Below are 26,402 nucleotides of genomic sequence, written 5' to 3' on the forward strand. Positions count from 1 at the left end.
CACCAAATCAGAGATTTTGACTCTCTGCTTTTCTACAAGAGTACGTTTCGAGCGGCTACGTCCCTGGATAACGATTTCTAAGCATCAGGTGGAGTTAAAACTCCATCTGATGCCAAGAACTCTGTTTATAATAAGTAAAACCTTTCACTTTAACCACGCTCATTAAGATATAATATACTAAGCTACTAAGCTGCAATTTAGTTAGTACACTAAATGGAGTATTCAGAGAAATTTTAAATTAAATATTTTTTATGCAATATATATTTTTTTTAGAAGACTCATAATGTGAAGTAAAACTTATTTTTTATACTAATGGCAGTAACACAAATATAGTTAAATCCCAAATAGAGTGAGATATTATTGCAGGAACAAGACTTTTTTCTACTTTATAAATCCATCCCCAGTAAATCCCACAGACTAAAGCAGCAATAATTAACATAAGATTCCCAGTTAATATATGTACCGCTGCATACAATGTACTAGCTACAACATAACCTTTATTCTCTCCAAATTTTTCTGAAAATGTCTTTTGTATAAAACCTCTCCAATAAATCTCTTCACCTGGCCCAATGATAAAGAATAGTAACAATCCGATAAGTTTAATACTCCCTTGAGATTTATTACTATAAACAGATAATACTTGAGAATCCTTAAAAGGTATTACATAATCAGATAAAATATTACCTATATAAAATATTGCATATAAAGCTATTGCTGATAGAATACCTATTACTATGTGTCTAATGCTTACTCTTCCAATATTCAATGTATCTTTTCTTATAATTACAGCCATCAATATTAAAATAAGAATTGACAAACTCATTTCTATCCAGAAATTTATAGGTTTTATTACAAACATTGCATACCATAGAATTGATGCAATTAATACTGTAATTAAAGAATATTTGTAGTAATTATTACTCAATTTTTTTCCTCCCAGCGGACTTCTTAACTGTGAATAAAGCTAATAATTATTGAAATAATAAGCAAGCCTCCAAACTGAGCTTGCAGTTTAGCTGTGTCTTGATCAAGAACCTTTATATTTGAATTTAATTCATCTGACCCATATAACTTTTTTATATTTTTATAGGAAATGGGAATAGTAATTAAAACTATAAGGCTTAACAGTGGAACAATTTTATAAATGCTCATAATAAATATTGATAAATAAGCTAAAATTAAGAAATAATAATAAAGCTTTTTTGCAGCATCTTTTCCAATTACTATAGATAAGGTTTTTATACCTGCTTTACTATCATGGTAAATATCCCTAATATCATTAGCGTGTAATATAGCAGAGGTTAATAGCCCTATAGGGATAGATACTAAAAACGCCTGAATACTGATTCTTCCCGTTTGAACATAATAGGATCCTATAACTGGAAGCGGTCCAAATAGCAAAAAAATTAGTGGAATCCCCAAGCCCTTATATTTTAACTTAAAGGGCCTTGCAGTATAAAAGTATCCACCTAATGCTCCTATAATCTCTAAAAATAATATTACTAAACCTTTTTCATAAGATAAAAATAAACCTACTAAAGAGCCAATTAGTAATAAAATAACTCCTACTGAAAACACTTGGCCTGATGTCAATAAATTTTCAAGTATTACTCCACTAGACCCAAAGGAGTCCTTTGTATCTACTTTATTTATGAAGTCCTCGCTATCATTAACTAAATTAGCACCGGAATGTATTAATATTATTGCAACTAATGACAAAATAAAATATTGGAAATAAAATTGCCCTTCTCCGATTGCCATAACCCCTCCTAGAATTACAGGAATAATGGACGCAGAATATGAAAATGGTCTTACAGCCCTAATCCAGATTTTCAACTTTTCTTTTACCAAACTATTCACCTTCTTTGAAAATTCTTTTATAAATAGACAATATGTTATCTATAATTGTCTTTCCCTTGGGCTTTTATTCTAGTTATTACTTCATGCCTCAAAAACAGTAACCCCTCAGCTGTTATCACACAAACCACTACCCACAGCCCATACTGTAAAATAAGCCTATGAATACTGATAAGAAAATCACTTGGAAGCCTTGAATTTGTTAAATTAAATTTCATTGTAAAGGTATATAACATGCCGAATGTAAACACTCTAGACCATTGAGTTACATCATAGATTACTAATCCATCTACAAATCCATATTTATTAATTCGCTTCCATGCTCTATATAATTCAATAATTTCCACTATTACAAACCAAATCAACACCCAAATCCAGATTCCAAGAGTTATATAAAAGTTTATAGCACCTGAAACTGCACTTGCAAGACCAGTTATAGACATAGCTCCATGAAGTATACAATTGGTGTTTTGCCAATCATCTTCAACACACCATGCCTCATCAAATAGATATCTCTTTATAATCAAAATAAAAGCTATAACATAAAAAATGATACCTAATGATATAAGGATTTGACTGACTATAACAGGAAATCTACTGCCAAATACTGAACTTCCAAATACAACTATAGACTGTGTGCTAACTGTAGATAACAAAAGAACACCATGCACTTTATTATACAAATGGTTATTAAATATTCTCTTATAACCCTTTATGAAAATACTTAGATAGTATAGCCATAAAATTGTATTAACAAAAAATAAAAATCGAGCAAAGGTTGTAAGCCATGGCAACCTTTGATATATAGCAATGCCGCAGACTGAGGTTCCTGCTACCCATGTTCCAATTGCAAAACTTTTAATAGGATTTTTTAAATGTCTATCATTAAAAGTTTTTTGAAAAACTGAATTTAAAAGGGAGGCCCCAATGAATATCCACAGCAAAAATAGCATCATTGCAGCAATCTCGCCGCCTTTGCTTTCTATAAAATGAATATTTTTCATTGGGCCATTGATGACTATTCCACATGCCATTACTATTGCCCCTGCAGCCGTATCAGAAGGTGATTTAGTTAAAAACAGTATCTTGATAACAACAAATATACAAAATAATAAGATAAATAGAATTATAGGATTTAGCATCACAAGCCTCCCAAAAGATTGTTTCAAACTCTCTTGCGGTACACAATATAACTACGAGTAAGATAGGTTATTGGTTGACTGAGTATGTGTACCATTCTAGTAAATGGCATAATTGCAAAAAAGGTAAAGGCCGAAATTACGTGGATTTTAAATACCAATGGCACCTGGGCCATTAAAGAAGCATCTGGTGTAAAGGTGAAAAGTCCTCTGAACCACGGTCCAATAGTTGTTCTATAATCAAAGTCAGAATGGGCCTGGGCATTAAAAATCGTTGCTGCCATCCCTAGTATTACAACCAAAAATAAAATCACTACTGAAACTATATCACTGGTGCTGCTTGTTATTCTGATTCTCTTAATTAGTAAACGACGATATAAAAGGATTATTAGTCCTATTGTTACTGCTATTCCAGCTGGCCCTCCTGCCGCAACAGCCATAAGATGGTATACTTCATCAGGCACAAGAAGCATTCTATAGAGCCCAAGTGGCACTAAAATTCCTGCTACATGACCGAAAAATGCAAATATAATCCCTATATGAAATAGTAAGCTTCCCCATTTTAGTAAACTCTTTTCAAGCAGCTCACTGGATTTTGAGGACCATCCTCGTTGGTCTGTATTATATCGTAAAACTAATCCAAGGATAAACACTGCAATTACAATGTAAGGATATATTACCCATAGAAACTGATCCATAAAGGTCATATAATTACACCTCCTACTGAGACATAATCAATCTGCTTATCTAACTTATGAAGAATCGCTGAGTCATCCTTTGCATCCATAACAACCAGTAATATAGATTTTAGAATATATAAGTATGGATTGTTTTCTTTAGATAAATTATTAAAAATTTCTTCTATAGCAGTTCTGTAATTTTCCAGCATATCTTTTCTCTGAGTAGCAGCTGTAAATTCCAACACCACTGGTAAAAAATCTGGAAGTTCACTAGTTTCCATCATAAATCCAGCTTCTTCATATTTTCGCTTTAACTTAAGCAGTGCTAACCCTCGCTCCTGCTTTTCCTCTAAAGAGTAATATGTTAAATAAAGGTTTGTTTTCTTTGATAAATCAAAAGTTTCTACATATAGTTCTGCTAAATCCAGTTTATTAGTCTGCTTAACACATTTTAGAAACTCCAAAATGTGTTCAACATAACTTTCATCTTTCATTTCTAATGCCTCTGCTTCAATCTCCTCAAGTAATTCATACCAGTCATCATCTGGATATTGCAATAAAAAAGAAGCTATTAAAAAAATCTTTCGTTCATTTTCCTTATTCATACTCATTCCTCCTATCAAATATCCAGACTAGGTCCCGGGTTATTTATAAGATCTAGGCCACAGCTTCCTTGTTCATGAAATAGGTTTTCTGAATTCTCTCTATGAGCTGCTGGTATAACAAATCTATCTCTATATTTAGCAATAGCAAGCAGTCTATATAATTCCTCTGCGGATTCTTTTGTTAAACCATTTTCAGCAAGCAGTGCTTCATCAGTATCTTTCCCAAGATTTACTGCTCTCATATGGTATCTCATAGCAGCTATCTTTTTAAGCACATTTCGTATAATTTCAGTATCTCCTGATGAAAGCAAATTAGCTAAGTACTGAATTGGAATACGCATATCTTCAATAGCAGTAAAAATGCCTTGATCGCTGGAAGCTCCTTTGCTTTCAAGTACACTTACAATCGGACTAAGAGGTGGTATATACCATACCATTGGTAGCGTCCTATATTCTGCATGTGGCGGAAGTGCTATTTTCCACTTTACAGCCAAGCTATATATAGGAGATATCTGCGCAGCTTCAATCCAATGATCAGGTATGCCATCTTTCTTTGCCTGATTAATTACATCCTCATTCTTTGGGTCAAGAATAACATCAAGATGAGCACCATAGACCTTACTATTATGTTCAGCTGATGCAGCTTCTTTTACACGATCTGCATCATACAGTATTAATCCTATATATCTTATACGCCCAACACAGCTTTCAGAACATATGGTAGGTAACCCTGCTTCTATCCTTGGGAAACAAAATATACATTTATCAGCCTTATAAGAATTCCAGTTGTAATAAGTCTTTTTATACGGGCAACCAGATACACAAAGTCTCCATCCGCGGCATATATCTTGATCTACCACGACTATACCATCTTCATTCCTTTTATATATTGCCCCAGAAGGGCAGGATGCGACACAAGATGGATTAAGACAATGCTCACAAATTCTTGGTAGATACATCATAAATACTTTTTTAAATTCACTAAGTACAGCTTCATCTACCCCTTCCATATTATAATCTGCTTTTCCAGTGTCATAGACTCCTGCCAGGTCATCCTCCCAGTTGGGTCCCCATTTAATCTCCATGTGCTCACCACTTACTGCAGACACAGGACGCGCAACAGGCTGATATTTTTTTTCTGGACTATCAACGAGCTTTTTATACTCATAGCTCCATGGCTCATAGTAATCGTCAATGGTAGGAAGATTAGGATTATAAAAGGTTTTACCAAGTATACCCAGACGCTGTCCCGCCCTTAGATTAAGCTTTCCATTTGTAAGTCTCCAGCCACCTTTATGCTTATCTTGATTTTCCCATTCTTTAGGATAACCTATACCTGGCTTTGTTTCTACATTGTTCCACCACATATGCTCTGCACCTTGACGATTGGTCCACACATTTTTACAAGTAACACTACATGTATGACATCCAATACATTTGTCAAGGTTCATAATCATGGCCATTTGTGCCTTAATCTTCATACCAATCAACCTCCAATAACTTCCTTATAACAACGCTCAAATCCCTCTGACAACCAGTAGTTCCATAATAGTTAAAATCATAACTTAATTGGCCATAACCACCAATCATATGAGTTGGTTTCATATAGATACGAGTAGGGCTATTGTGTGTACCACCACGAGTATCTGTCATCGGTGTTCCCGGTACATTAATTGTTCTATCTTGAGCATGATGCATGAAAACATTTCCTCTTGGTATTCTATGGCTAACAACTGCTCTTGCAACAACTACTCCGTGTCTATTGAAACATTCAATCCAGTCATTATCTTTTATATCGCCTTCTTTAGCATCATCAATATTTATCCATATTGTTGGTCCACCCCTGAATAAGGTTAACATGTGAGGAGTATCAAAATATGTTGTATGAATCGACCATTTATTATGAGGCGTTAAATAATTCACTGTAATTTCTTTGCCACGACTCTTAGGTCGAGTACCTGTGGTTCCAAAAGGGCTATGCTTTAGTGGAGGTTTAAAAATCGCTAGCCCCTCTCCAAACTCTAGCATCATTTCATGATCCAAATAGAAATGCTGCCTTCCGGTAAGAGTATGCCACGGTATCCTCTTTTCAACATTGGTAGTAAACGCGGAATATCTTCTTCCTCCTTTTTCGGAGCCAGTAAATATCGGAGAAGTGATTACTGTTTTTGGCCGTGCAGTTACTTCCTCAAATGTAAACCTTTCTTCAGCACGTTCTATGGCATATTCTTTTAGTTCAAGTGATGTTCTTTTCTCAACATCCTCCCATCCCCTTACAGCAAGAGTTCCATTTGTTGTTGAAGAAAGCATAAGGATAACCTCTGAAGTATTTCTATCAGTGCTAATGTCAGGGCATCCTTTCGCAACGCCTTCCTTATTAATGGTTCCAAGCATATTCTTTAGTTTCTCATATTCATCCGCAACTTGAATACTAACACCTTTAGTTGTAATTGGTTTTTCCTTAAGTATTGGCCCAAGAGAAATCATTTTATCATAAATGGTAGAGTAATCCCTCTTAACCACTTGAATCCTAGGCATATTCTTACCAGGCATTGGGTTAGCGTTTCCTTTACTCCAATCGCTTACTTGGCCAAAAGGCTGAGCCATCTCATCTGCTGAATCATGAGATAACGGAGTAGCATATACATCCGTTACAGGTCCGCTAAACTGTGTTTCTGCCATTTGCGAGAAAACTTTAGCTAGCTCTCTAAAGAATTCCCAGTCTGATTGCGACTCCCACTGTGGTGGAACAGCTGGATTGAATGTGTGAATAAAAGGATGCATATCAGTACTACTAAGATCTGACTTCTCATACCAGGTTGCTGCAGGAAAGATTACGTCAGAATAAAGACCAGTACCAGACATCCTAAAATCAATATCTACTAAAAGGTCTAATTTTCCTTCAACAGCATGTTCACGCCACTTCACTTCTTCAGGATGCACACTATCTATATCCTCATCCATAAGCCCACTGTCAGCACCTAAAAGATATTTGAGGAAATACTCATGTCCTTTTCCTGAACTTGACAGTAGATTTGCTCTCCAGACAAACATGACTCTTGGAAAATTCCTTTCGTCACCTGGATCTTCAATACAGAATTTTAAGGTCTTACTTTTTAATTGCTGAGCTATGTAATTTGCTACGTCTTCGTTTGATTTTGCACCGGATTTTACAGCTTCATCATATAATTCCAAAGAATTTTTATCAAACTGTGGATAGGAAGGCAGCCAACCTAACCTTGCAGCCATAACATTATAGTCAGCTGAATGTTTGTATCTAGCTTTTTCTACAGTCGGTGAGATAGTTTCATCCATATTCATTCCTTCGTAACGCCACTGCTCGGTTGCAAAATAATAAAAGGATGTGGCATTCTGCAATTTAGGAGGCACAGTCCAATCCTTGGCAAAGGCTACCGTACCCCAACCATCTAATGGACGTAGCTTTTCTTGCCCTACATAATGTGCCCATCCGCCACCATTAACTCCTTCGCATCCAGTTAACATTACAAGATTAATAATTGCTCTATAGATAGTATCTGAATTATACCAGTGATTAATTCCTGCTCCCATAATAATCATGGATCTGCCTTTAGAATCTATCGCATTTTGTGCAAATTCCCGAGCAATCTGTATAACAAGATTTCTATCCACTCCGGTAATTGACTCTTGCCATGCAGGTGTGTATGGCTCCTGATTGTTATAATCCCCTGAAGCTTTATTTGTTTGTGCATGACTTAATCCATAGTGGGCAAGAGTTAGATCATATACTGTAGTTAAAATAAATGTTTCATTACCGTTACTAAATCTTTTAATAGGTACTGGACGTCTGAAAACCCTCTTTCCTTCTTCTCCAAAGTATGGAAATTCCACTTCAACAATATCATCATGAACTCCAAAAATACTAAGCCTTGGATCTATGTTACTGTCATTTTCTGAATCCTTGAGATTTACATTCCATTTACCGCCTTCCTCCCATCTAAATCCTAAACTTCCATTAGGAATAGAAAAGTTTTGAGAATTATCATCATATACTACTGTTTTCCATTCTGCATTACTTACTATTCTTCCAATATCATTTGCCCTTAGAAATCTATCTGCAACATATGTATTTTTGCTTTGCTTAAGTATAATTAAAAATGGTAAGTCACTATATGACTTTACGTAATTCTCGAAATACTCCGTCTTATTGTCAATGTAAAATTCTTTTAAAATTACATGCCCCATTGCCATTGCTAATGCACCATCGGTTCCCGGTTTCGCCTGCAGCCAGTTATCCGCAAACTTTACATATTCCGCATAATCCGGACTTACTGACACTACTTTTGTACCTCTATAACGAACCTCGGTCATAAAATGAGCGTCTGGTGTCCTTGTTAACGGAAGGTTCGAGCCCCATATCATTAAATAACTAGAATTGTACCAATCGCTGCTTTCAGGCACATCTGTCTGATCTCCCCAAATTTGTGGTGAAGCTGGCGGTAAGTCTGCATACCAATCATAAAAACTCATAAGTGGTGAACCTATCAAAGATAGAAAACGACTGCCTGCAGCGTAACTTACCATTGACATAGCTGGTATGGGAGAAACTCCAACGATCCTATCGGGACCATACTTTTTTATTGAATATAACATTGAAGCTGAGGTTAGAGTAAGAGCTTCTTCGCGAGAAACTCGCACAAACCCGCCTTTTCCTCTAGCCGCCTTATACATTTTCGACTTTTCGGGATTTTCAACAATTTGCGCCCATGCCGCTACAGGATCCTGTGTGCTTTTCAAAGCTTCCTTCCACATTTCAAGTAGTGTCTTACGTATATAAGGGTATTTAACTCTCATTGGGCTGTATATGTACCATGAAAAACATGCACCTCTTGGACATCCTCTTGGCTCAAATTCTGGCATATCAGGACCTGTAGAAGGGTAATCCGTCCTTTGAACTTCCCATGTTACTATTCCATCCTTCACATACACATCCCAACTGCAGGAACCAGTACAGTTAACTCCATGTGTAGAGCGAACTATCTTATCATGTTGCCATCTTTTTCGGTAAATGTTTTCTTGTTCCCTAGAGTATGGGGAAATTTCACTCCAATCTTCTGAATGGTGTTCTCTTTTGGAAAAATATTTTAATCTGTCTAACAAAGGCGTTTTCCTTTTACTCATTTTTTCCTCCTTTATCTTCTAAAAATTAACTTAGAATATAGTTCGTTACAGCTATTCTTTGTTTAAAGTGTAATTTTTATTATGCTATAAGAATTTTAGTTATAGTTTTCCATATGTTTGTTAGAATATACTAATTAACTTAAGCATATTAATTTGTATATTTATAATAAAGAACATCCCTCGAAATTTACAATGATAAAAGTTTTTTAACTAGTATCTTTGTAATTATATTCAATATAATAAAAACACTATTAGTTTATTAAAATTCAATAAACTAATAGTGTTTAATCTTATGAAATCTATTAACAAAGTCTTATTTTCTAAAAAACTTAAAATATATAGCATTAAACTAATAATTTCTAGATAACATTCTTTCTACTATTAGTTTTAGATTTGCCTTTTCACCTACATTTGGAAGCTCCTCTATCAATTTTAGTGCCTTGTTAGTATATTTTTCTGCAACTTCCTTTGACTTTTTTACTCCTTCTGAATCTCTAAGCAAATTGATAGCTTTATCAGTATTATTTTCTCTAATAAGCTTTAATAACTCTTGGTTTCCTTTTTTCAATTCATATATTATTGGCATATTGTAAACTCCCTGTTTAATATCGTTTCCTGATGGCTTTCCAAGCAACTCAGTAGTTGAAGTTATATCAAGTAAATCATCTAACAGTTGAAATGCCATGCCTGCATTGTATCCGATATCTTTGAGTTTTTTTACAATATGTATGTCTGCCATGCTTTCATAAGCCCCAATAGATAAGCTAAGCGAAAACATTGAAGCACATTTACCATTTATTTTTCTTAAATAATCTCTAATTGTACAATCACAAGAGTAAAGAGAGAAATATTGATAAATTTCTGATCTACATATAAATTTAATTGTTTCAGACACTTCAGTTATACTATGTGATGAACAGTTTTTTGAAAATAACACATAAGCTTGTGAAAAAAGATAGTCTCCTGCAAATAACCCAGATTTTGTATTATACATTTTATGTATTGTTTCTTTACCTCTTCTTAAATCTGTATCATCAACTATGTCGTCATGAACAAGAGTTGCAAGATGAAGCAGTTCCACAGCAGCAGCAACTCCTTTAAGTCTCTGCCTTTCTATTTTTCCAAAGCTTCCTCCTATTAGAACAAAAATTGATCTAATGAATTTTCCTTCCTCTGCTGGCAATTTACTCATAAGGTTCATAACTTTACTATTATTATCCTTCAAATTTTTTCTTATAATTTTTTTTATGTCTAATATATCTTCTTCATAGTTACGAATAAACTTATTATATTCCAATGTGACTTATCTCCTTCCTCATATACTGCCTTTATTATTATAATGATTGTCAATTTACAGAACATTATAACATATATATAGAATTGTACATACAAAATTAATTTAAATTTATTTAATTTAAATTAATTTTGTAACATATTATTTACAATAATTTGTATGACATTAATTCAATAAATTTCTTGTAAAAAATTTAAGTATAATAGAAGCTATAACTGAAAAACCTATAAATAAAGATATTTTTTCAGTTATTATTAATATATTTTATTCTTAATTTACAAAAATCGTAATGGGAGGTTTTATTATGAAAGTGTTTATAGTTGGTGGTGGGTTTGCTGGTCTAGGAGCAGCTAATAGTCTTGCAAAAGAACTTTCTGGTTCTAACGAAATCTATTTAATAGATAAAAATAAATACACAACGATGCTTCCTAATTTACCAGAAGTTTGTAGTGATAGACTCAAAAGTGAAGATATAACAGGAGATATTGAAAAACTAATACCATCCTCTGTTAAGTTTATAAACGAAGAAATATCAGAGATAAACTTTGACGAAAAAATTATTAAGACAAATAGAGAATCCTATAGTTATGATTACTTAGTTTTTGGTTCTGGATCTGTAACAAATTTTTATGGTTTTAATCAAAACTTAGACAAGGTGAGTGTTTTAGATTCATTAGAAGCAGCACAGGATATTAATGTCAAATTTAAAGAATATCTAGATAAAACTAATTCTCCTACTTTAGTTATATCTGGAGCGGGTTTTACAGGAATCGAACTTGGTTGTAATTTATATGATTTAAGTAAAAGAAGTGGGAAAAGCTTAAAGGTCATTTTTGTGGAACTCGGAAAAAGAATACTACCGATGCTTTCTGAAAAGTCACATAAACATGTTCTAGAAGTGTTCGACAAACTAGGTTTTAAGTTATATACTGATAATAAAATTGTAGCTTTTGATGGAAATAATGTGACTTTAAAGGATGATGAAGTTATAAAAGACGTATTTTTCAGCTGGTGCAGTGGAGTAAAATCTTCTTTGAATCCTATCGGAAACTATGAATCTCTTCCAGATGGAAGAATTATAGTAAATGAGTTTTTATCGATCCCAGCATATCCTGAAGTTTATGCGGTTGGTGATTCTGCTGCAATTAAAGATAAAGATACTAGATATCTTAGAAGAGCAGTTAACTTTGCACATACCTCTGGAAAACATGCTGGTAGTAACATTGCTGCTGCAATAAATAATGGTAAACAAAAGCCTTTTGAACCGGTTGATATGGGATGGATAATACCAATTTATATTTCCAGTATCGGAGAGGTTATGGGAAAAGAAATAACAGGCCGTAAAGGAATAGCTATGCATTATGCAATATGCGGTGTAAAAAATTATAGTGTTAAAAATGCAGTTACTGAATTTAATGCTGCTGTCAAATATGCTTTTGCAAAACCATAGTAATTTTAGTTATATAATGAAAAGGGAATGTTTCATAATGCACATCTACACATTATGAAACATCCCTTTTTCATTTCATATTAGAAGATATTTTCTTCTAGGTATCTGAAATTCTTATAATAAGGTTGGCTATTGTATCTTTTTCTTTAGTATCTGCAACTTCCCACATTTCTTTTAATAACCTTTCTTGGTCATTTCTAGGTTCTACATTGTTAGCTAAGTACGTTCCTACTTTCTCTGCCACCTTTGTAATGGCCTTGTCAGACATACCCACAGATTCTCCAAGGTTTATTGCACCCGCAAGTGTTTCTTTCCATTCATCCCAATTACTCAAATTTGGCATTACTTTTACCTCCTTAAAAACAATTTCATTTCTATTCTCCCTTATTACAATAATAGTATGTGTAAATATTCTAAAAAAATATCAACTTAGTATCTTCTATTTAACTTTTAGTAAAAGTACTAATTTCATCAAATGCTATATAAGTCAGAATCCCGCTTTCTCAATTGACCTATCATATTTCTCAATCTTACTTTCAAAGTATTTCCTAACTTCGTTAACAGATACCAATATCTCTTTTTCCTTTATCTCCAAGTATGCGCAGGCAATAATAAATTCCTTTTCTTCTCTATTTGGCTTTTTTCCCTTTTCCAAGACAAACTTAATGTAACTTTCCCTAAGTAAGGTAGAAATCCATATCTGCTCTTTTTGCTTCAATTGATACCATTTCTTGTTAACCTGATGCAATTCCTCTATTCCATTCTTATAATCTATCATTAGTTTATTTCATCCTTTCTTTATAACTTAGTTTACTAATAGAATTTATCTAATCTTTGTAGACATAAGTCCTGATAATCAAACACGTAATTCTATCGCACAAAAAAATAAGCTCTTCTTTAATTGCACTTAAATATTATAACAAAAATTCTTCCTAAACTAACTATAATAATACTGCATAAATAATGTCTTTGATTATAAAAATACTAATTATACATAGCCTGAGAATATAGGGTATAGTTTCTAAAAGGTGCGTACTTGTAAAAAGGAATTCATTACTATAACATTTTATTAGAACATTATCAGAGCAAAGTTTTTAAAATTTTACGAGGAGGAACTATCAATGAATGAAACAATTAAAACTATCTTAGAAAGAAGAAGTATACGTTCTTATAGACAAGAACAAATTAAAGATGAGGAACTACAACAAATACTTAAGGCTGGCCAGTTTGCTCCAAGTGCTATGAACCAACAATCTTGGCACATTACTGCAGTACAAAATAAGGAAATCATAAAAAAAATAAATGAAGCATGCAAAAATATCTTTCTTAACTCAGGTAATAAAGCCTTTGAAGAAAGAGCGAAGAATCCAAACTTTAATTTATTCTACAACGCTCCTACTTTAATCTTAGTATCTGGTTTAGATAAAAATATTACTCCACAAATCGATTGTGCTTTAGCTTTAGAAAATATGTTTTTAGCTGGAGCATCAATAGGTATCGGTTCTTGCTGGATTCACGGCGTGACTTCCTTATCTAGCAGTGAAGAAGGTAAGTCTCTATTACAAGAATTAGCCATACCGGAAGGATATTCTATTATAGGCTCTGGTGTATTTGGCTACAGTGCAGTAGAGACTCCAAAGCCAGCTCCAAGAAAAGAAAATTCAATAAATATTGTAAAATAAGATTTACTTTATTAATAGGAGGATACTATTGTAGCCTCCTTTCTTAAATTCTGAAACCAATAGTTATCATTTCTCAGCTAATTGAATATATTAATTTGAAGATAGATACTGGAGGTTTAACTGTGAGTAAGTATTATTTTACTAGTTATAAGAATAAAAAAATTCTTGTTCTTAACTTTTCAAGCTTATCCGGAAAATCAATACTGAAGCTTTTAAGTGAATCAAAGTCTTTTATCTGTAAGCAACCTGAAAATTCAATGCTTTGCTTAATAAATATAACAAATATGAAATATAACTCAGATACCTTGAATGCTTTTAAAAAATACGTTGAAGATAACGAAAAATATGTATTTGCAAGTGCAATATATGGAGCATCTTTCCTACAAGCTATGGCGATAAAAACTTTTTCGAAATCTAATTCAATGCTTCTTAAAATATACGAAACTGAACATGAAGCTTTGGATTGGTTAGCTTCATTACAATTATAAACTTATAAATAAAAAGCTAATGCTACTTCTTAGTTAGCATTAGCTTTTTACATCTTATTAAATTGAAAAAGTTTATCTATATTCAATTCACATAAAATCTAAATCTAAATATATTTCATCTTATTGTTCTAAAGCAGAATCAGTTGTGATATCAGTTTCTACTTTAGCTGGCTTAGATGTTTGTACTAGGAATACTCCTACTAATATGACTATTGTTGATATTAAAATATTTATAGAAACCGGTTCCTTTAAAATTAATGCTCCTAAAAACACTGCTACAACAGGGTTAACATAAGCATAAGTACTTGCTTTAGATGCTGGCCATTTTTGTAATATATAAATATAGCAGCTGTAACCTACTATTGAGCCAAATACAACCAAATATAATAGCGCTCCAATTCCACTGCTTGTTAAATGTATCTTAGGTATTTCTCCAATTAAAGCTCCTATAACAGAAAGCCATATACCTCCTGATAACATTTGAATTCCTATATGAGTCACAACTGATCCCGTAGCCTTAAAGCTTTTTGAATAGATAGATCCACTAGACCACAATATTGCACTTAGCATTACAAAAATTATTCCTTTTGCACTAGTCGCCTCTGTGTTTGAATTTGATAACACAAGCAGTCCAACTCCTATAAATCCCATTAAAATGCCTATCCATCCTTTGAAGTTCATTGATTTACTTCTAAGGAAAAATGTCTCTATAATAGCTGTATAAAGAGGGCTGGTAGCTACAATTAGGGAAGTCATACCAGAACTTACCCATTTTTCTCCCCAAACTACTAATCCATTTCCACCCAATAAAAGAAACATCCCTACAATTGCTATTCGTTTTATATCAATTACCTTTTCAGGAAATTTTAATCCTTTTAGCCTAGCAAAAATCAACATAATTGATCCTGCAATTAAAAATCTTACCCCTGCAAAAATTGTAGGCGGAAGTTCACTTACACCTATTCGAATTGCTAGGTAAGTGGAACCCCAAAAAATACATACTGCTAAATATGCTAAAATAACTTTTTTCTGTTCTCTATCTTTAACTATATCCAATACCATTCATCCCCTTCCCTCTATTAATTATAATACTAATTTATAATTATTCAACTATTATAATTTAATAAAGTTGAGTGATAAAGTATTAACAATGATTCTTACTCTGCACTCTCCCATTCCTTCCATATATCTGGCTCATAACCAACAGTAGCTAGCTTTACATTACGAACTATTGGTGTTCTAAAAAGCTTAGGATTTTTTAAGAGCAGCTCTTCTTTCACACTACTGGTTCTAATATGTTCTAAATTTAATGTTTTGTATTCTTTTGCCTTAGTATTAATCAAATTAGCCAAACCTACTGCATTTTTAACACTTTCAAATTCACCCTTACTTAGCCCTTTTTCATTTAAATCTATAAGTTGGTATTTTATTTTTCTTTCCTTAAAATATCTTTCAGCTTTTTTTGTATCAAAGCATTTTTTTGTTCCAAATATTTGAATATTCATCTTTGTATCTCTCCTAAATCTAATCTTATTTAAATTATTAAAGGCAATGCATTTCACTCTCTGCTTTATCCCAAGGTACTGTGTAAGCCTGACCTTTTGAGCAAAAAATAGATGTAGATGTGTATTCCGGGTCAGCATTCTTATTATAATTAATTCTATCAACAACTTCTTTCTCATTATGGCAACGTTCATATCCACTAAAAACTAAACTTATAGCACTTTTTCCGCCTGTAAAAGATGCTAAATTCATACTGTAGTTCATAAAAGTAGCTACTGGTACTTTTCCCGTTAATATAGCCTTGTCACCTACAATTCTAGGTGAATCGAAATTTCCATGGGCTTTTTCTAAATCTGATAAAACCCTTCCCATGTGCTCTAATTCTACTTTGATTTTGAATTGGTAATAAGGTTCTAGTAAAACATTTTTTGCTTTCTCTAGCCCTTGTCTTAATGCTCTAAGAGTAGCTTCTCTAAAATCCCCTCCAGAGGTGTGCTTATTATGAGCCCTGCCTGTCAATAATGTTATTTTCAAGTCCGTTAGTGGTGAACCTATAAGTAATCCATGATGCTCCTTTTCAAAAATATGATGTCTAATTAAATTTTGATTACCTACTGTTAAATCATCTGTATGACAAAGATTTTCAAAAATTATTTCGCTGTTTCTGCTACCCGGCTCTAATTTAAGATGAACTTCTGCATAATGCCCCAAAGGTTCAAAATGACCGCATCCAATAACTACTGAATCAATGGTTTCTTTGTAAAGAATCTCAGGAGTTCCAAAGGTAACAGTAAAATTAAATCTTTCCTTTACCAGTTCCTCTAGTACCTGTAATTGTATAACTCCCATAAGGCTAATATGAAGTTCTTGCAAATTCTCCTCCCAAGTCACATTTAATGAAGGATCTTCCGCCTCTAGTATTTTGAAACATTTTAAAACTTCCTTTACGTTTAATAAAGAGTCGAATATTACTTTAGATTTTAAGGTTGGCACCATTTCATAAACTGACTTCTCTTCTAAAGTACCTAAACCTTCACCTGCAGCTGCCCTAGATAACCCTGTCACTGCAAAAATTTCGCCTGCTTTTATCTCATCTTCAGTCTTAAATTTACTTCCATTATAAATCCTTATTCCAGTTATTTTTTGACGAATCTTTTGATCTCCTATTCCATAACATAGCTCATCTCGCACCCTTAACTTGCCACTTAAAGCCTTTATATAAGTTACTCGCGTACCATTATCGTCATGACGAATTTTATAAACCCTACCTGAAAAATCTTCTTCAGCAGAATAATTGGTAAAGGTTAATCTATCTAATTTCTCTAGAAAGCTTGTTATACCAATGTCCTGAAGAGCGGAACCACTACAACATGGGAAAACTTTATTTTCTTTAATCATAGTCTTCATAGTATTTAATAATTTGCTTAGTTCTAAAGAATCCTCCATATATTTTTCAAGAAGTTCTTCATCTCTTTCAACGATAAATTCTATTAACTCTTCCTTTATATAATCATCACAAAGAGAATTTGTAATATCATAAACATTCTCTGTTAAATTCGTGCGAATTTCCTCTAATACCTTTTCAGTGTCTGCACCAACTCTATCAGTCTTATTAATAAAGAAAAAGGTTGGTATCTCATATTTCCTAAGTAATTGCCACACTGTTTCAGTATGACCTTCCACTCCTTCTACTGCACTAATTATTACAATGGCATAGTCCATAACTTGTATAGCTCTTTCCATTTCGGAGGAAAAGTCTACGTGTCCTGGAGTGTCTATTAAAAAATAATTCGAATCCTTATACTTCATGAATCCCTGTCCTGAAAATACGGTAATTCCTCTTTCTTTCTCTATATCATGACTATCCAGAAAAGCATTCTTATAATCCACTCTCCCTCTTTGTCTAATACTTTTTGTATGATAAAGCAGTTGTTCTGAAAATGTGGTTTTACCTGCATCTACATGTGCCAATATTCCTATAGTTTTATTCATTTTGTCACCTCTGTATTTTGATATACACAATTATATCAAAATATTTGTTTGTAATTCTACATTTTATATATGATGATTATAGATTTTAAACCTAAAATGTTAAAACTTCCATGTTTGGGTAAACTTACACTTTAAGATTATGACTTAATGTGTTTATTTGTTAAAAAATTATTTACTTGAAAATATGTTGAACTAATATATACTTATTATTAATACAACATATCTCTGCATCGGAGAAGTGAATAATAAATTAGAATTGTTTATTACAAATCACTTCTACATCATTACAATTAGTATTAGATTGGGTATTCTTATAATAAGAGTTGCCTTTATTATTAAAATAAAAATGTATATTTGTTTCATACACGGAAGGAGATAAAATTATGGATAATAAATTTTTTAAAGCAATGGTAGTTAGTCAAACTGAAGAAAACAAATTTACTAGAGAACTTACAGAAAGAAATATCAATGACTTACCTGATGGTGACGTATTAATCAATGTAAAATACTCATCTCTAAATTATAAAGATGCTTTATCTGCAACTGGAAATAAAGGAGTTACAAGGAACTATCCCCATACACCAGGCATTGATGCTGCTGGAATAGTTGCCCAAAGTAACAGTAAAGAATTTAACGCTTGCGATGAAGTTATTGTTACAGGCTACGATTTAGGAATGAACACTTCTGGAGGCTATGGTGAATATATTCGTGTTCCTTCTGAATGGGTAGTAAAGTGTCCATCAAATCTTACATTAAAAGAAAGCATGATATATGGTACTGCTGGTTTTACTGCAGCACTTTCAGTTTTTAAATTAATAAACTCTGGCGTAAAAAAAGAAGATGGGGATATTCTAGTTACTGGAGCTACAGGTGGTGTAGGAAGCTTTGCTGTAGGCATTTTAGCAAAAGAAGGCTATAATGTTGTAGCCGCTACTGGTAAGCCTGAAGAAAAGGATTTTCTACTAAACCTTGGCGCAAATAGTTTTATACATAGGGATGAAATAAATGACCAATCCGGAAGACCTCTTAGTAAAGGAAGATGGGCTGGTGTAGTTGATACTGTTGGCGGCAATATTTTAGCAACAGCAATTAAGACTACAAATTATGGTGGTGCTGTAACCTGCTGTGGTAATGTTGCTTCCCATGAGCTATCTACTTCTGTATTCCCATTTATATTAAGAGGTGTAAGTCTTCTAGGTATTGACTCTGTTCAATGTCCTATGGATCTTAGGTTAAAGATATGGGATAAAATCTCAAATGAATGGAAACTAGATAACCTAGACTCTTTAGCAAAAGAATGTTCTTTAAGTGAATTAAATGATAAGATAGCTTTAATCTTAAAGGGACAAATAAAAGGTAGAACTGTTGTGAATTTAAACTTATAGTTAATCAACACCGAAAGTTGACTTATCCTCCGAAACATAATACCAATTTTCGGTACGTTAAATATTTTTAAGTAGTCTAAAGCTCAGGATTTATGAAAACCTAAGAATCTTCGATAACTCGTTACACTCAGACAATCTAAGATTCTAAGTTCTTCATAAATCCTTCACTAAGACTACTAAATGAATATTTAAATGTACCCTCAAATTGGTATTATGTCTCTCCGAATAAGTCAACTTTCTAGTTTAGTTATCTATATAGGGTTCCATGACCCATACCGTTAACTAAATCATTGAAATTATCAAACATTAGATTAGGTTTATATTTTGTAATCCTATATATTCTCACTTTTTTGAAGAAATTCAAATTATATTTATTATTTTAACTTAATTAGAGTAATTAACTAGTTTGACATAAATAACCTACAGGTATAGTATGAAATTATATTTATTATGCTAGACTTGGAGTGATACATTATGAGTTATATTGAAAAAGGGACAATTGAATTTCGCAATACTTGTATTGCTTTATTTGCCGGTGGTTTTAATACCTTCGCCACCTTATATTGTACACAACCACTATTACCATACTTATCCAGTGAATTTCATATATCTCCAACCGTAGCCAGTCTGTCACTATCTGTGACAACTACTACTTTGGCATTTAGCATGCTACTTTTTGGGTCATTATCAGAAGTTTGGGGAAGAAAACCCATTATGTGTTTTTCTCTTTTCGCCGCATCTGCATTATCCATATTAGCTGCATTCTCTTCAAATTTTTATTATCTTTTAATCTTTCGAGTGTTTCAAGGCTTTGTTTTAGCAGGACTTTCAGCTATTGCTATGGCCTATATTAGTGAAGAAGTAGACCCGAGCAGCTTAGGAATGGTAATGGGTTTATACATTAGTGGAAACTCTATTGGAGGAATGAGTGGACGTATTGTTATTGGTATAATTACCGATTTCTTTAATTGGCGAATATCTCTTGGTGCTATAGGGTTTTTAGGTGGACTAGCTAGTATTTTATTCTGGCTTAAACTACCTCCGTCCAAGCACTTTAAGCCTCGCTCATTAGAAACAAGAAAGCTATTAAACTCAATGATAAGCCATTTAAAAAATCGCAATTTACTTTGCATTTATGGTATTGGATTTCTAATTATGGGCAGCTTTGTTTCATTATATAATTATATAGGATATCAATTAATAATCCCTCCCTATTCACTTAGTCAAACAGTGGTTAGCTTTATTTTTGTAATCTATATTGTTGGAACCTTCAGTTCTACTTGGATGGGTCGTTTAGCTGACAAATACGATCAACAGAAAGTGCTCTGGATTTCCATTTTTATAATGCTTCTCGGTATATTGGTAACCTTAGTAGTTAACTTATGGATAAAAATTTTAGGAATTGCTCTCTTAACCTTTGGTTTCTTTGGAGCTCATTCTATCGCCAGTAGTTGGATAGGAAGACTCGCTAAACACGATAAAGCTCAGGCTGCTTCTCTTTATCTATTATTCTATTATATAGGTTCTAGTATTGGCGGAACCTCTGGTGGAAGCTTCTGGAGCCTATATGGATGGAGTGGCGTGGTGAGCATGATTTCATGCTTTTTAGTATTGGCATTTTTACTTTCAATTCCTCTCTCATCAATTTCATCTAGTATTAAAAAAGTTACAAATTACATCGAAGAATAATAGAGCTCTATAAACAGATTTCTAAGTATATAATAAAATTTAAAGGCTGGTGGTAACTTATTCCTACCACCAGCCTAAATAATGAAATTAGCTAGCAAATATCTTTGCAAAAAATGTACTAACGGCCTCTATTATTTTATCTATGGCACTCTTAGCCTGATCACTCTTAATTACTGATTTCAGCTCACTTGCAACATCATTTAGTTGACCCTTTAATTGATTGAAATCCAAATTCAAGCTGCTTATCTTTTTCATTACATCGATTATTTTATTAATATCTTCTTGACTTAAATTATAATTATAATTATTAACTACATTAATTACTATGTTTTTTATTTCTTCATCAGTATTAGGTTTCTCTTTTACAACTTCTTTTTTGACTTCATTTATTAACCCTGCTGCTTCATCTTGTCCAATTTTTTCACCTAACTTTCCGGTAACAACTAGTTCTTCATTTGCAGCTTTCTTTTTATCTTCATCAATTTTTTTACCAGCACTGCTGTTTTCAAAACCTTTTAATATTCCAGTAAGGGCTGCTGTACCAGATACATTAAAAGGAGCCGATACTTTTACATTAGCATTCTTTATACCTGCAGTAATTAAAGCATTTTTTATCATGCTTTCGCTAACCCAATATATATTATGTACGGATACATTTAATCCACCTTTATCAGTAGGTTCTACATAAGCGCAAGATATGGATTTCGTTCCAATCTCCTTTGTAGAAGCTGCTCCAGATAAATACTTAGTTTCTTCAGCTATGTTCACTTCCAGTACATTAGCTTCTTGCTTAGCAACCCCAAAATATTTAAGCATGTCTTCTTTTTGCTTGTTTGTTAAATCTGCTCCTAAAGTTACAACTTTAAAGGCATCAGCATAAACTTTTTTAGTTGGAATAGTTATTACCGTTGATATAACAAAAACTAGAATTAATAATTTACTTATGATTTTCTTAACTTTCATATCCTAACTCTCCTTGTTTAAAATTTCAGATACTATTCTTACTCATAGAAATACGGGTTAATAATTACATCTTACTATTCAATTCCTTCCATCTAATAATTATAATACTAATTAATAATTATTCAACTATTTAAATTTAATCTATTGTATTTCTATATTTATTGGAAACTTGTGTTTTTGTATACTTTGATGGTATAATGAGGAATAATAATATGTTTAAAAACATAAACATAACTTGATAACTATAATAAGGAGGTAGGCAAATTGAATAATAAATCATTATCAGTTATCATGGCATTGGTGCTGACCGTAATTATAAACGGAACTACGCTTGCTGCACCAAACAATAGTTCATCTGACTCATTAAAGCAAACTCAAAATGAGAAGAAAGAACTACAATCAAAAGTTGAGAAGTTAGACAAGCAGATTGATGAGGTATTAAAAAAGATTGATAGCAATAAAAAAGATATGAATAAAATTGCACAGGACATCAAAGACACAGAGGATAAATTAAAAGCTGCAGAAAATAATTCGAGAGCTAGAGAGGATTTATTTAAAAAAAGAGTACGAGCTATGTACATAAATGGCCCAGATAGCTATCTTCAGGTACTTTTAGCATCAAATAACTTAAATGATTTTATATCAAGAGCAGATATGGTTTCTAAGGTAGTTGGATTTGATAATAAGATCATTTCTGAACTTAGAGAAAAAAAAGAAGCTATAGCTAATGAGCAGAAAGCCCTTAGTGAAAAAAATAATAAGCTTGAGGCTTTAAAGGTAAGTAATGAAAGTGTTTTATCAAAGTTAAGCAAAGACATAAAGGAACAAAAGACACTTCTAAGTAAAGCTACTGAAAAAGAAAAACAGTTGCAAGCAATTGAAGCTGCAAAGGTTTCTAAGCAATTCGCTTCTAATGATACCAAAAAGAGCGGTACTTTATCCCGTGGTACTTCTAAGTCTATTTCATATTCTCAAACACTTAGCATGCAAGCAACAGCATATACTGGAAATGGCCTTACAGCTTCTGGTTATGCAACTAATAGAGATGCTGATGGCTATAGTACTATAGCTGTAGATCCTAGAGTTATTCCATTAGGGTCTAGAGTTTATGTAGAGGGCTATGGATATGCTATTGCCTCAGATACCGGTGGGGCTATTAAGGGAAATATAATTGATGTATTTTTCCAATCAGATTCAGAAGCACGAAATTGGGGAAGAAGGTCTGTTACAGTTTATATACTTAATTAAATAGACAATGTTACAGGTTATCACTTTTCTAAGCAACTATTTTTTAAAAGTGGTAACCTGTATTTTTTAAATATTACTATTGTTTACATCTAGAATGTTTATAGCCATATTACCGTTAACTACAACTACCTCACCATAAGCTATTACCTTACCATTAACCTGTAACTCTACTGGTTGACCAGCTACCTGATTTAACTCCAATAAAGTTCCATTTTTAAAATTCATGATTTCTTTCACACTTCTTTGAGTTTCTCCTAATACAATTTGTATATTCAAAGGCACATCAAATATAGAACTAGTACTTTTCGATATATTGTCAAAATTACTAAATTGCTGATATTCAACCTTTTGAATCGTGTTATTCGAAGGTTGATTACTATAAGAGTAGTTACTATTAGCGCTTTCCGGGTTACTTTTATGTTCTACTTCATTTATTCCCATAGCCTGCTCTTTTATCTTTTCTACGGTATCTTGTTTATTCTCAATTATAATACCATCGACATTATCAACACTTTCTAATTCATTATTAGTTGTTTCTGTTCCCATCATTATGGATATTATCTTCTTCACTGTTTCTAATGAAAGAACCTGCATTATAACACTATCTAATAAATTTTCTATATTTAACTTAAAAGCTACTTCAACAACAGCGTCTTCTTCCTCAATATCCTCCGACATATTAGAAGTCATAGAATCCCAAATTTTCGATTTTGGAGGAGAAATATCTACCTTTCTTGAAAACATAGTTGCCATTGCTGTGGCCGCTGAACCAATCATTTGATTCATAGCTTCAGAAACTGCGCTTTCCTCAATCTCTGATAATGTATCTGAATTGATCTCTCCTGTTCCGCCCATCATAAGGTTAGCAACTATTGCAGCATCTCTTACCCTCATGATTAAAATATTTTTTCCTGATATTCCTGTTGTATACTTTATTTCTAAAGCAATGTTCGGAATTTCAAAGCTCTCTCTCATTTTCTTTAATGTAGTAACAGAAATAACTGGTGTAGTTATATTTACCCTTTTACCTATCATATCTGACAATGCTGTAGAAGCAGATCCCATGGATATATTTCCTACTTCTCCTAAAATGTCCTTTTCAATGTCTGTTAAATCAATACTATTTTGTTCGCTCATATTTTCATTAATTTGATCATCGATAACATTGCCCGAAATTAAAGCATTAATTTCCTCTTGAGAAAGTCCACCACTCATACTTACACATCCTTATCTATACAATTTACGATTTTAACTGCCTTATGGTTATTTATCAATCCTATTTCACCATTAAAGCAATATTTTCCCTCAACTAATATATTTGCTTTATTCTCATATTTTTTATTAGTGTCTAGAATTGTTCCTTTTTGTAAATTTAAAATTTCTTCTAATGACAACTGTAAGTTACCCAAAACTATCTTTATATTTAAGCTTGTACTATTTAAATTATTATACAATTTATCCTTTGGAATTGCATGTGTCATTTCTAGTTTCCCAGAATATTTTTCAATGCTTGAGTACGGAATACATATATTAAAGAAAGTATTTACGTCTCCAATTGTTATAGAAAATGACACCAAAGCAACATGATCACTACTGTCGAATAATTTTATGTTAGCTGGATTGACTTCTAAGTCTTTAACCTCAGATTTTACTTTTAAAACTTTACACCATGCTTCTTCTAGATATTTTATGAAATCTCTAGTTATTTTTATATATATCTTTTTATCCTCTTCCGAAAATTCCGTTAAGCTTAGTTTCTTATTTCCATATGTACCCAAAAAAACATTAGAGACTTGAACTATCAAACTAGGACTCGTTTCAAACAATAAGTATCCATCTAATGGATTTAACCTAAAAACTGTTAATACAGTAGAGTATGGAATGGAGCGCATAAACTCCTCATATCGTATTTCTTGTATAGATTCTAAAGAAACTCTTATATTTAAATTCTTAAACATTCTCGAGGATATAACATTTGCATATTGCTGATGAACATATTCTAAAATTTCTATATCTTTTTCAGCAAATTTAAAACTATCTGAAAGAACTATATTAGGAGTCTCACTTTCTCTATCAGAACCTCCCTCACTACCTTCTTCAATTATCTCACCAGCTGCCAATGCTGCTAATAACGCATCTATTTCGCTTTGGGATAAAACATCTGACATATTAAACCCCCATTTCACTATTTTACTTCTACCCAAGGTTTGTTAATTAATAATATTATAACAGAAATGCCATAATATTGTTTAAAAATTTAAATAAAAAATTTAAAAAGGTGTCTAAAAAGTAATTTTTTAGACACCTTTTTTCTAAAGGATTAAGTACCTACTACTCTACTTGAGTAACAAGTCTTTTCATTATATCTCTTAATTTTGGCTCTCCAACTTCTTCATGTGCAATTGCTATAACAAGTTTTATATCATTATCTGATTTATCCCACTTATAAGCTCTAACATCAAGAATAGCTTCTTCTGGTATATATTCATCGATATCAGTTCCTACTTCTTCTGCTAGTGTAAGGTATTCATCAAACAAATCATCTTCCGTTAACTCGTTTATATTATATCCTTCATCTTCCATTATTTCATTCAAAGTAGAAATCTCCACACTTACATTAAAGGCTAAAATATCATCTCTTTTTGTTCCTTTGCTCATATCTTTTACTACTTTAAACTCTGTATTCGTTTCAATTGTTTCTTTCATATCTTTACTATCTACAATTTTATCACCAAAAGCTACATACATTTTCCCAACTCCTTCAAATAAAACAACACTTCTTTCTTATTATAACATAATTTTCATGTTTTAGTCATGAAAAGTGCGATCTAAGCAGTAAATAACAACTTAAGAGGAGAGTGCGACTTAATTGTAAGTTTAGAACGCTGTTTGAAGATTAAGCTTACTGTATTTCATCAGCCTTTGCTTCAAGAACAGAATCTAATACATTTAATATTAGTTACTTCATCATAAAAGGCTAAGACAAAGAACATTTATGCCTTCATCTCAGCCTCATAATAATCTTTTATAGATATTTTTTTATTTCATCTGATGATGGTACTCTTCCCATTACCTTTACTTTTTCATCCACTACAAGTGCAGGAGTTTTCATTACTCCATACTTCATGATGTCCTTAATATTTTCTACCTTCTCAATAATAGCATCAATTCCTAGTTCAGCCACAGCCCTTCTAGTGTTCTCTTCCAATTGATGACATTTAGCACATCCTGTTCCTAATACTTTAATAATCATTTAATAAACCTCCC

At 32.6% G+C, this 26,402-nt stretch carries 24 protein-coding genes; 6 read left to right on the forward strand and 18 right to left on the reverse strand.

Annotation, left to right across the window (positions count from 1 at the left end):
- Window positions 1-304: 304 nt before the first annotated feature.
- The 8 genes from AC0N0V_RS14020 to AC0N0V_RS14055 all read right to left on the reverse strand — a co-directional run bounded on the left by AC0N0V_RS14020 (window position 305) and on the right by AC0N0V_RS14055 (window position 10,738).
- Entirely contained in the window at window positions 305-925 is a 621-nt protein-coding gene (locus AC0N0V_RS14020) for a lysostaphin resistance A-like protein (protein ID WP_474458642.1), read from the reverse strand.
- 23 nt (window positions 926-948) lie between these two features.
- A complete protein-coding gene (gene menA / locus AC0N0V_RS14025; protein ID WP_474458643.1) occupies window positions 949-1,860 on the reverse strand; it encodes a 1,4-dihydroxy-2-naphthoate octaprenyltransferase in 912 nt (303 codons plus the stop codon).
- A 35-nt stretch (window positions 1,861-1,895) separates the two neighbouring features.
- Window positions 1,896-2,999 (reverse strand): hypothetical protein, encoded by a 1,104-nt coding sequence (locus tag AC0N0V_RS14030; protein WP_474458645.1) that lies wholly within the window; start codon window positions 2,997-2,999, stop codon window positions 1,896-1,898.
- Window positions 3,000-3,022: 23 nt separating this feature from the next.
- Window positions 3,023-3,703 (reverse strand): respiratory nitrate reductase subunit gamma, encoded by a 681-nt coding sequence (narI, locus tag AC0N0V_RS14035; protein WP_474458647.1) that lies wholly within the window; start codon window positions 3,701-3,703, stop codon window positions 3,023-3,025.
- A complete protein-coding gene (gene narJ / locus AC0N0V_RS14040) occupies window positions 3,700-4,281 on the reverse strand; it encodes a nitrate reductase molybdenum cofactor assembly chaperone (protein WP_474458648.1) in 582 nt (193 codons plus the stop codon). Before narJ ends, narI begins: the two co-directional genes overlap by 4 nt.
- Window positions 4,282-4,295: 14 nt before the next feature.
- Window positions 4,296-5,762 carry a nitrate reductase subunit beta gene (narH, locus tag AC0N0V_RS14045; protein ID WP_474458649.1) on the reverse strand — a complete coding sequence of 489 codons (1,467 nt, stop codon included), beginning with the start codon at window positions 5,760-5,762 and terminating at the stop codon, window positions 4,296-4,298.
- The gene (locus AC0N0V_RS14050; RefSeq protein WP_474458650.1) at window positions 5,752-9,441 is read right to left on the reverse strand and encodes a nitrate reductase subunit alpha; all 3,690 of its coding nucleotides are present in this window, start codon (window positions 9,439-9,441) and stop codon (window positions 5,752-5,754) included. The genes narH and AC0N0V_RS14050 overlap by 11 nt, the downstream gene beginning before the upstream one ends.
- Window positions 9,442-9,790: 349 nt before the next feature.
- On the reverse strand, window positions 9,791-10,738 hold the full coding sequence (locus AC0N0V_RS14055) for a polyprenyl synthetase family protein (RefSeq protein ID WP_474458652.1): 948 nt from the start codon (window positions 10,736-10,738) through the stop codon (window positions 9,791-9,793).
- 301 nt (window positions 10,739-11,039) lie between these two features.
- Between AC0N0V_RS14055 and AC0N0V_RS14060 the strand changes: the two genes are divergently transcribed.
- Entirely contained in the window at window positions 11,040-12,185 is a 1,146-nt protein-coding gene (locus AC0N0V_RS14060; protein WP_474458653.1) for an NAD(P)/FAD-dependent oxidoreductase, read from the forward strand.
- Between the two features lie 97 nt (window positions 12,186-12,282).
- Here the strand turns inward: AC0N0V_RS14060 and AC0N0V_RS14065 are convergent, their stop codons facing one another.
- Window positions 12,283-12,528: a DUF3243 family protein gene (locus AC0N0V_RS14065; protein WP_474458654.1), complete on the reverse strand. Its 246-nt coding sequence runs from the start codon at window positions 12,526-12,528 to the stop codon at window positions 12,283-12,285.
- Between the two features lie 144 nt (window positions 12,529-12,672).
- Window positions 12,673-12,963, reverse strand: a complete 291-nt coding sequence (locus AC0N0V_RS14070) for a hypothetical protein (protein WP_474458655.1) — start codon at window positions 12,961-12,963, stop codon at window positions 12,673-12,675.
- A 343-nt stretch (window positions 12,964-13,306) separates the two neighbouring features.
- Between AC0N0V_RS14070 and AC0N0V_RS14075 the strand changes: the two genes are divergently transcribed.
- Both AC0N0V_RS14075 and AC0N0V_RS14080 read left to right on the forward strand, forming a co-directional pair.
- Window positions 13,307-13,867: a nitroreductase family protein gene (locus tag AC0N0V_RS14075; RefSeq protein ID WP_474458656.1), complete on the forward strand. Its 561-nt coding sequence runs from the start codon at window positions 13,307-13,309 to the stop codon at window positions 13,865-13,867.
- Between the two features lie 122 nt (window positions 13,868-13,989).
- A complete protein-coding gene (locus tag AC0N0V_RS14080; RefSeq protein ID WP_474458657.1) occupies window positions 13,990-14,355 on the forward strand; it encodes a hypothetical protein in 366 nt (121 codons plus the stop codon).
- A 120-nt stretch (window positions 14,356-14,475) separates the two neighbouring features.
- On the opposite strand, the gene AC0N0V_RS14085 is transcribed toward AC0N0V_RS14080, so the two are convergent.
- The 3 genes from AC0N0V_RS14085 to AC0N0V_RS14095 all read right to left on the reverse strand — a co-directional run bounded on the left by AC0N0V_RS14085 (window position 14,476) and on the right by AC0N0V_RS14095 (window position 17,850).
- Complete coding sequence (locus tag AC0N0V_RS14085; RefSeq protein WP_474458658.1) at window positions 14,476-15,417, reverse strand: EamA family transporter; 942 nt, start codon at window positions 15,415-15,417, stop codon at window positions 14,476-14,478.
- Window positions 15,418-15,512: 95 nt separating this feature from the next.
- Window positions 15,513-15,860 (reverse strand): arsenate reductase family protein, encoded by a 348-nt coding sequence (locus tag AC0N0V_RS14090; protein WP_474458659.1) that lies wholly within the window; start codon window positions 15,858-15,860, stop codon window positions 15,513-15,515.
- Between the two features lie 37 nt (window positions 15,861-15,897).
- A complete protein-coding gene (locus AC0N0V_RS14095; RefSeq protein WP_474458660.1) occupies window positions 15,898-17,850 on the reverse strand; it encodes a GTP-binding protein in 1,953 nt (650 codons plus the stop codon).
- A 383-nt stretch (window positions 17,851-18,233) separates the two neighbouring features.
- Here AC0N0V_RS14095 and AC0N0V_RS14100 point away from each other — a divergent pair, with 383 nt between their 5' ends.
- Window positions 18,234-19,235 (forward strand): YhdH/YhfP family quinone oxidoreductase, encoded by a 1,002-nt coding sequence (locus AC0N0V_RS14100; protein WP_474458661.1) that lies wholly within the window; start codon window positions 18,234-18,236, stop codon window positions 19,233-19,235.
- 474 nt (window positions 19,236-19,709) lie between these two features.
- The gene (locus tag AC0N0V_RS14105; RefSeq protein ID WP_474458662.1) at window positions 19,710-20,924 is read left to right on the forward strand and encodes an MFS transporter; all 1,215 of its coding nucleotides are present in this window, start codon (window positions 19,710-19,712) and stop codon (window positions 20,922-20,924) included.
- Window positions 20,925-21,011: 87 nt separating this feature from the next.
- Here AC0N0V_RS14105 and AC0N0V_RS14110 read toward each other — a convergent pair whose 3' ends face one another.
- Complete coding sequence (locus tag AC0N0V_RS14110) at window positions 21,012-21,887, reverse strand: DUF1002 domain-containing protein (RefSeq protein ID WP_474458663.1); 876 nt, start codon at window positions 21,885-21,887, stop codon at window positions 21,012-21,014.
- Between the two features lie 264 nt (window positions 21,888-22,151).
- Between AC0N0V_RS14110 and AC0N0V_RS14115 the strand changes: the two genes are divergently transcribed.
- On the forward strand, window positions 22,152-23,135 hold the full coding sequence (locus tag AC0N0V_RS14115; RefSeq protein WP_474458664.1) for a 3D domain-containing protein: 984 nt from the start codon (window positions 22,152-22,154) through the stop codon (window positions 23,133-23,135).
- Between the two features lie 66 nt (window positions 23,136-23,201).
- Here the strand turns inward: AC0N0V_RS14115 and fliY are convergent, their stop codons facing one another.
- The 4 genes from fliY to AC0N0V_RS14135 all read right to left on the reverse strand — a co-directional run bounded on the left by fliY (window position 23,202) and on the right by AC0N0V_RS14135 (window position 26,388).
- On the reverse strand, window positions 23,202-24,350 hold the full coding sequence (gene fliY, locus AC0N0V_RS14120; RefSeq protein WP_474458665.1) for a flagellar motor switch phosphatase FliY: 1,149 nt from the start codon (window positions 24,348-24,350) through the stop codon (window positions 23,202-23,204).
- A 2-nt stretch (window positions 24,351-24,352) separates the two neighbouring features.
- Window positions 24,353-25,303 carry a flagellar motor switch protein FliM gene (locus AC0N0V_RS14125; protein WP_474458666.1) on the reverse strand — a complete coding sequence of 317 codons (951 nt, stop codon included), beginning with the start codon at window positions 25,301-25,303 and terminating at the stop codon, window positions 24,353-24,355.
- A gap of 163 nt (window positions 25,304-25,466) precedes the next feature.
- A complete protein-coding gene (locus AC0N0V_RS14130) occupies window positions 25,467-25,883 on the reverse strand; it encodes a hypothetical protein (protein ID WP_474458667.1) in 417 nt (138 codons plus the stop codon).
- A gap of 277 nt (window positions 25,884-26,160) precedes the next feature.
- Window positions 26,161-26,388, reverse strand: coding sequence for a thioredoxin family protein (locus tag AC0N0V_RS14135; RefSeq protein ID WP_474458668.1), 228 nt, complete (start codon window positions 26,386-26,388; stop codon window positions 26,161-26,163).
- Window positions 26,389-26,402: the final 14 nt, after the last annotated feature.

This window comes from Clostridium sp. CS1-1 (assembly GCF_056135525.1).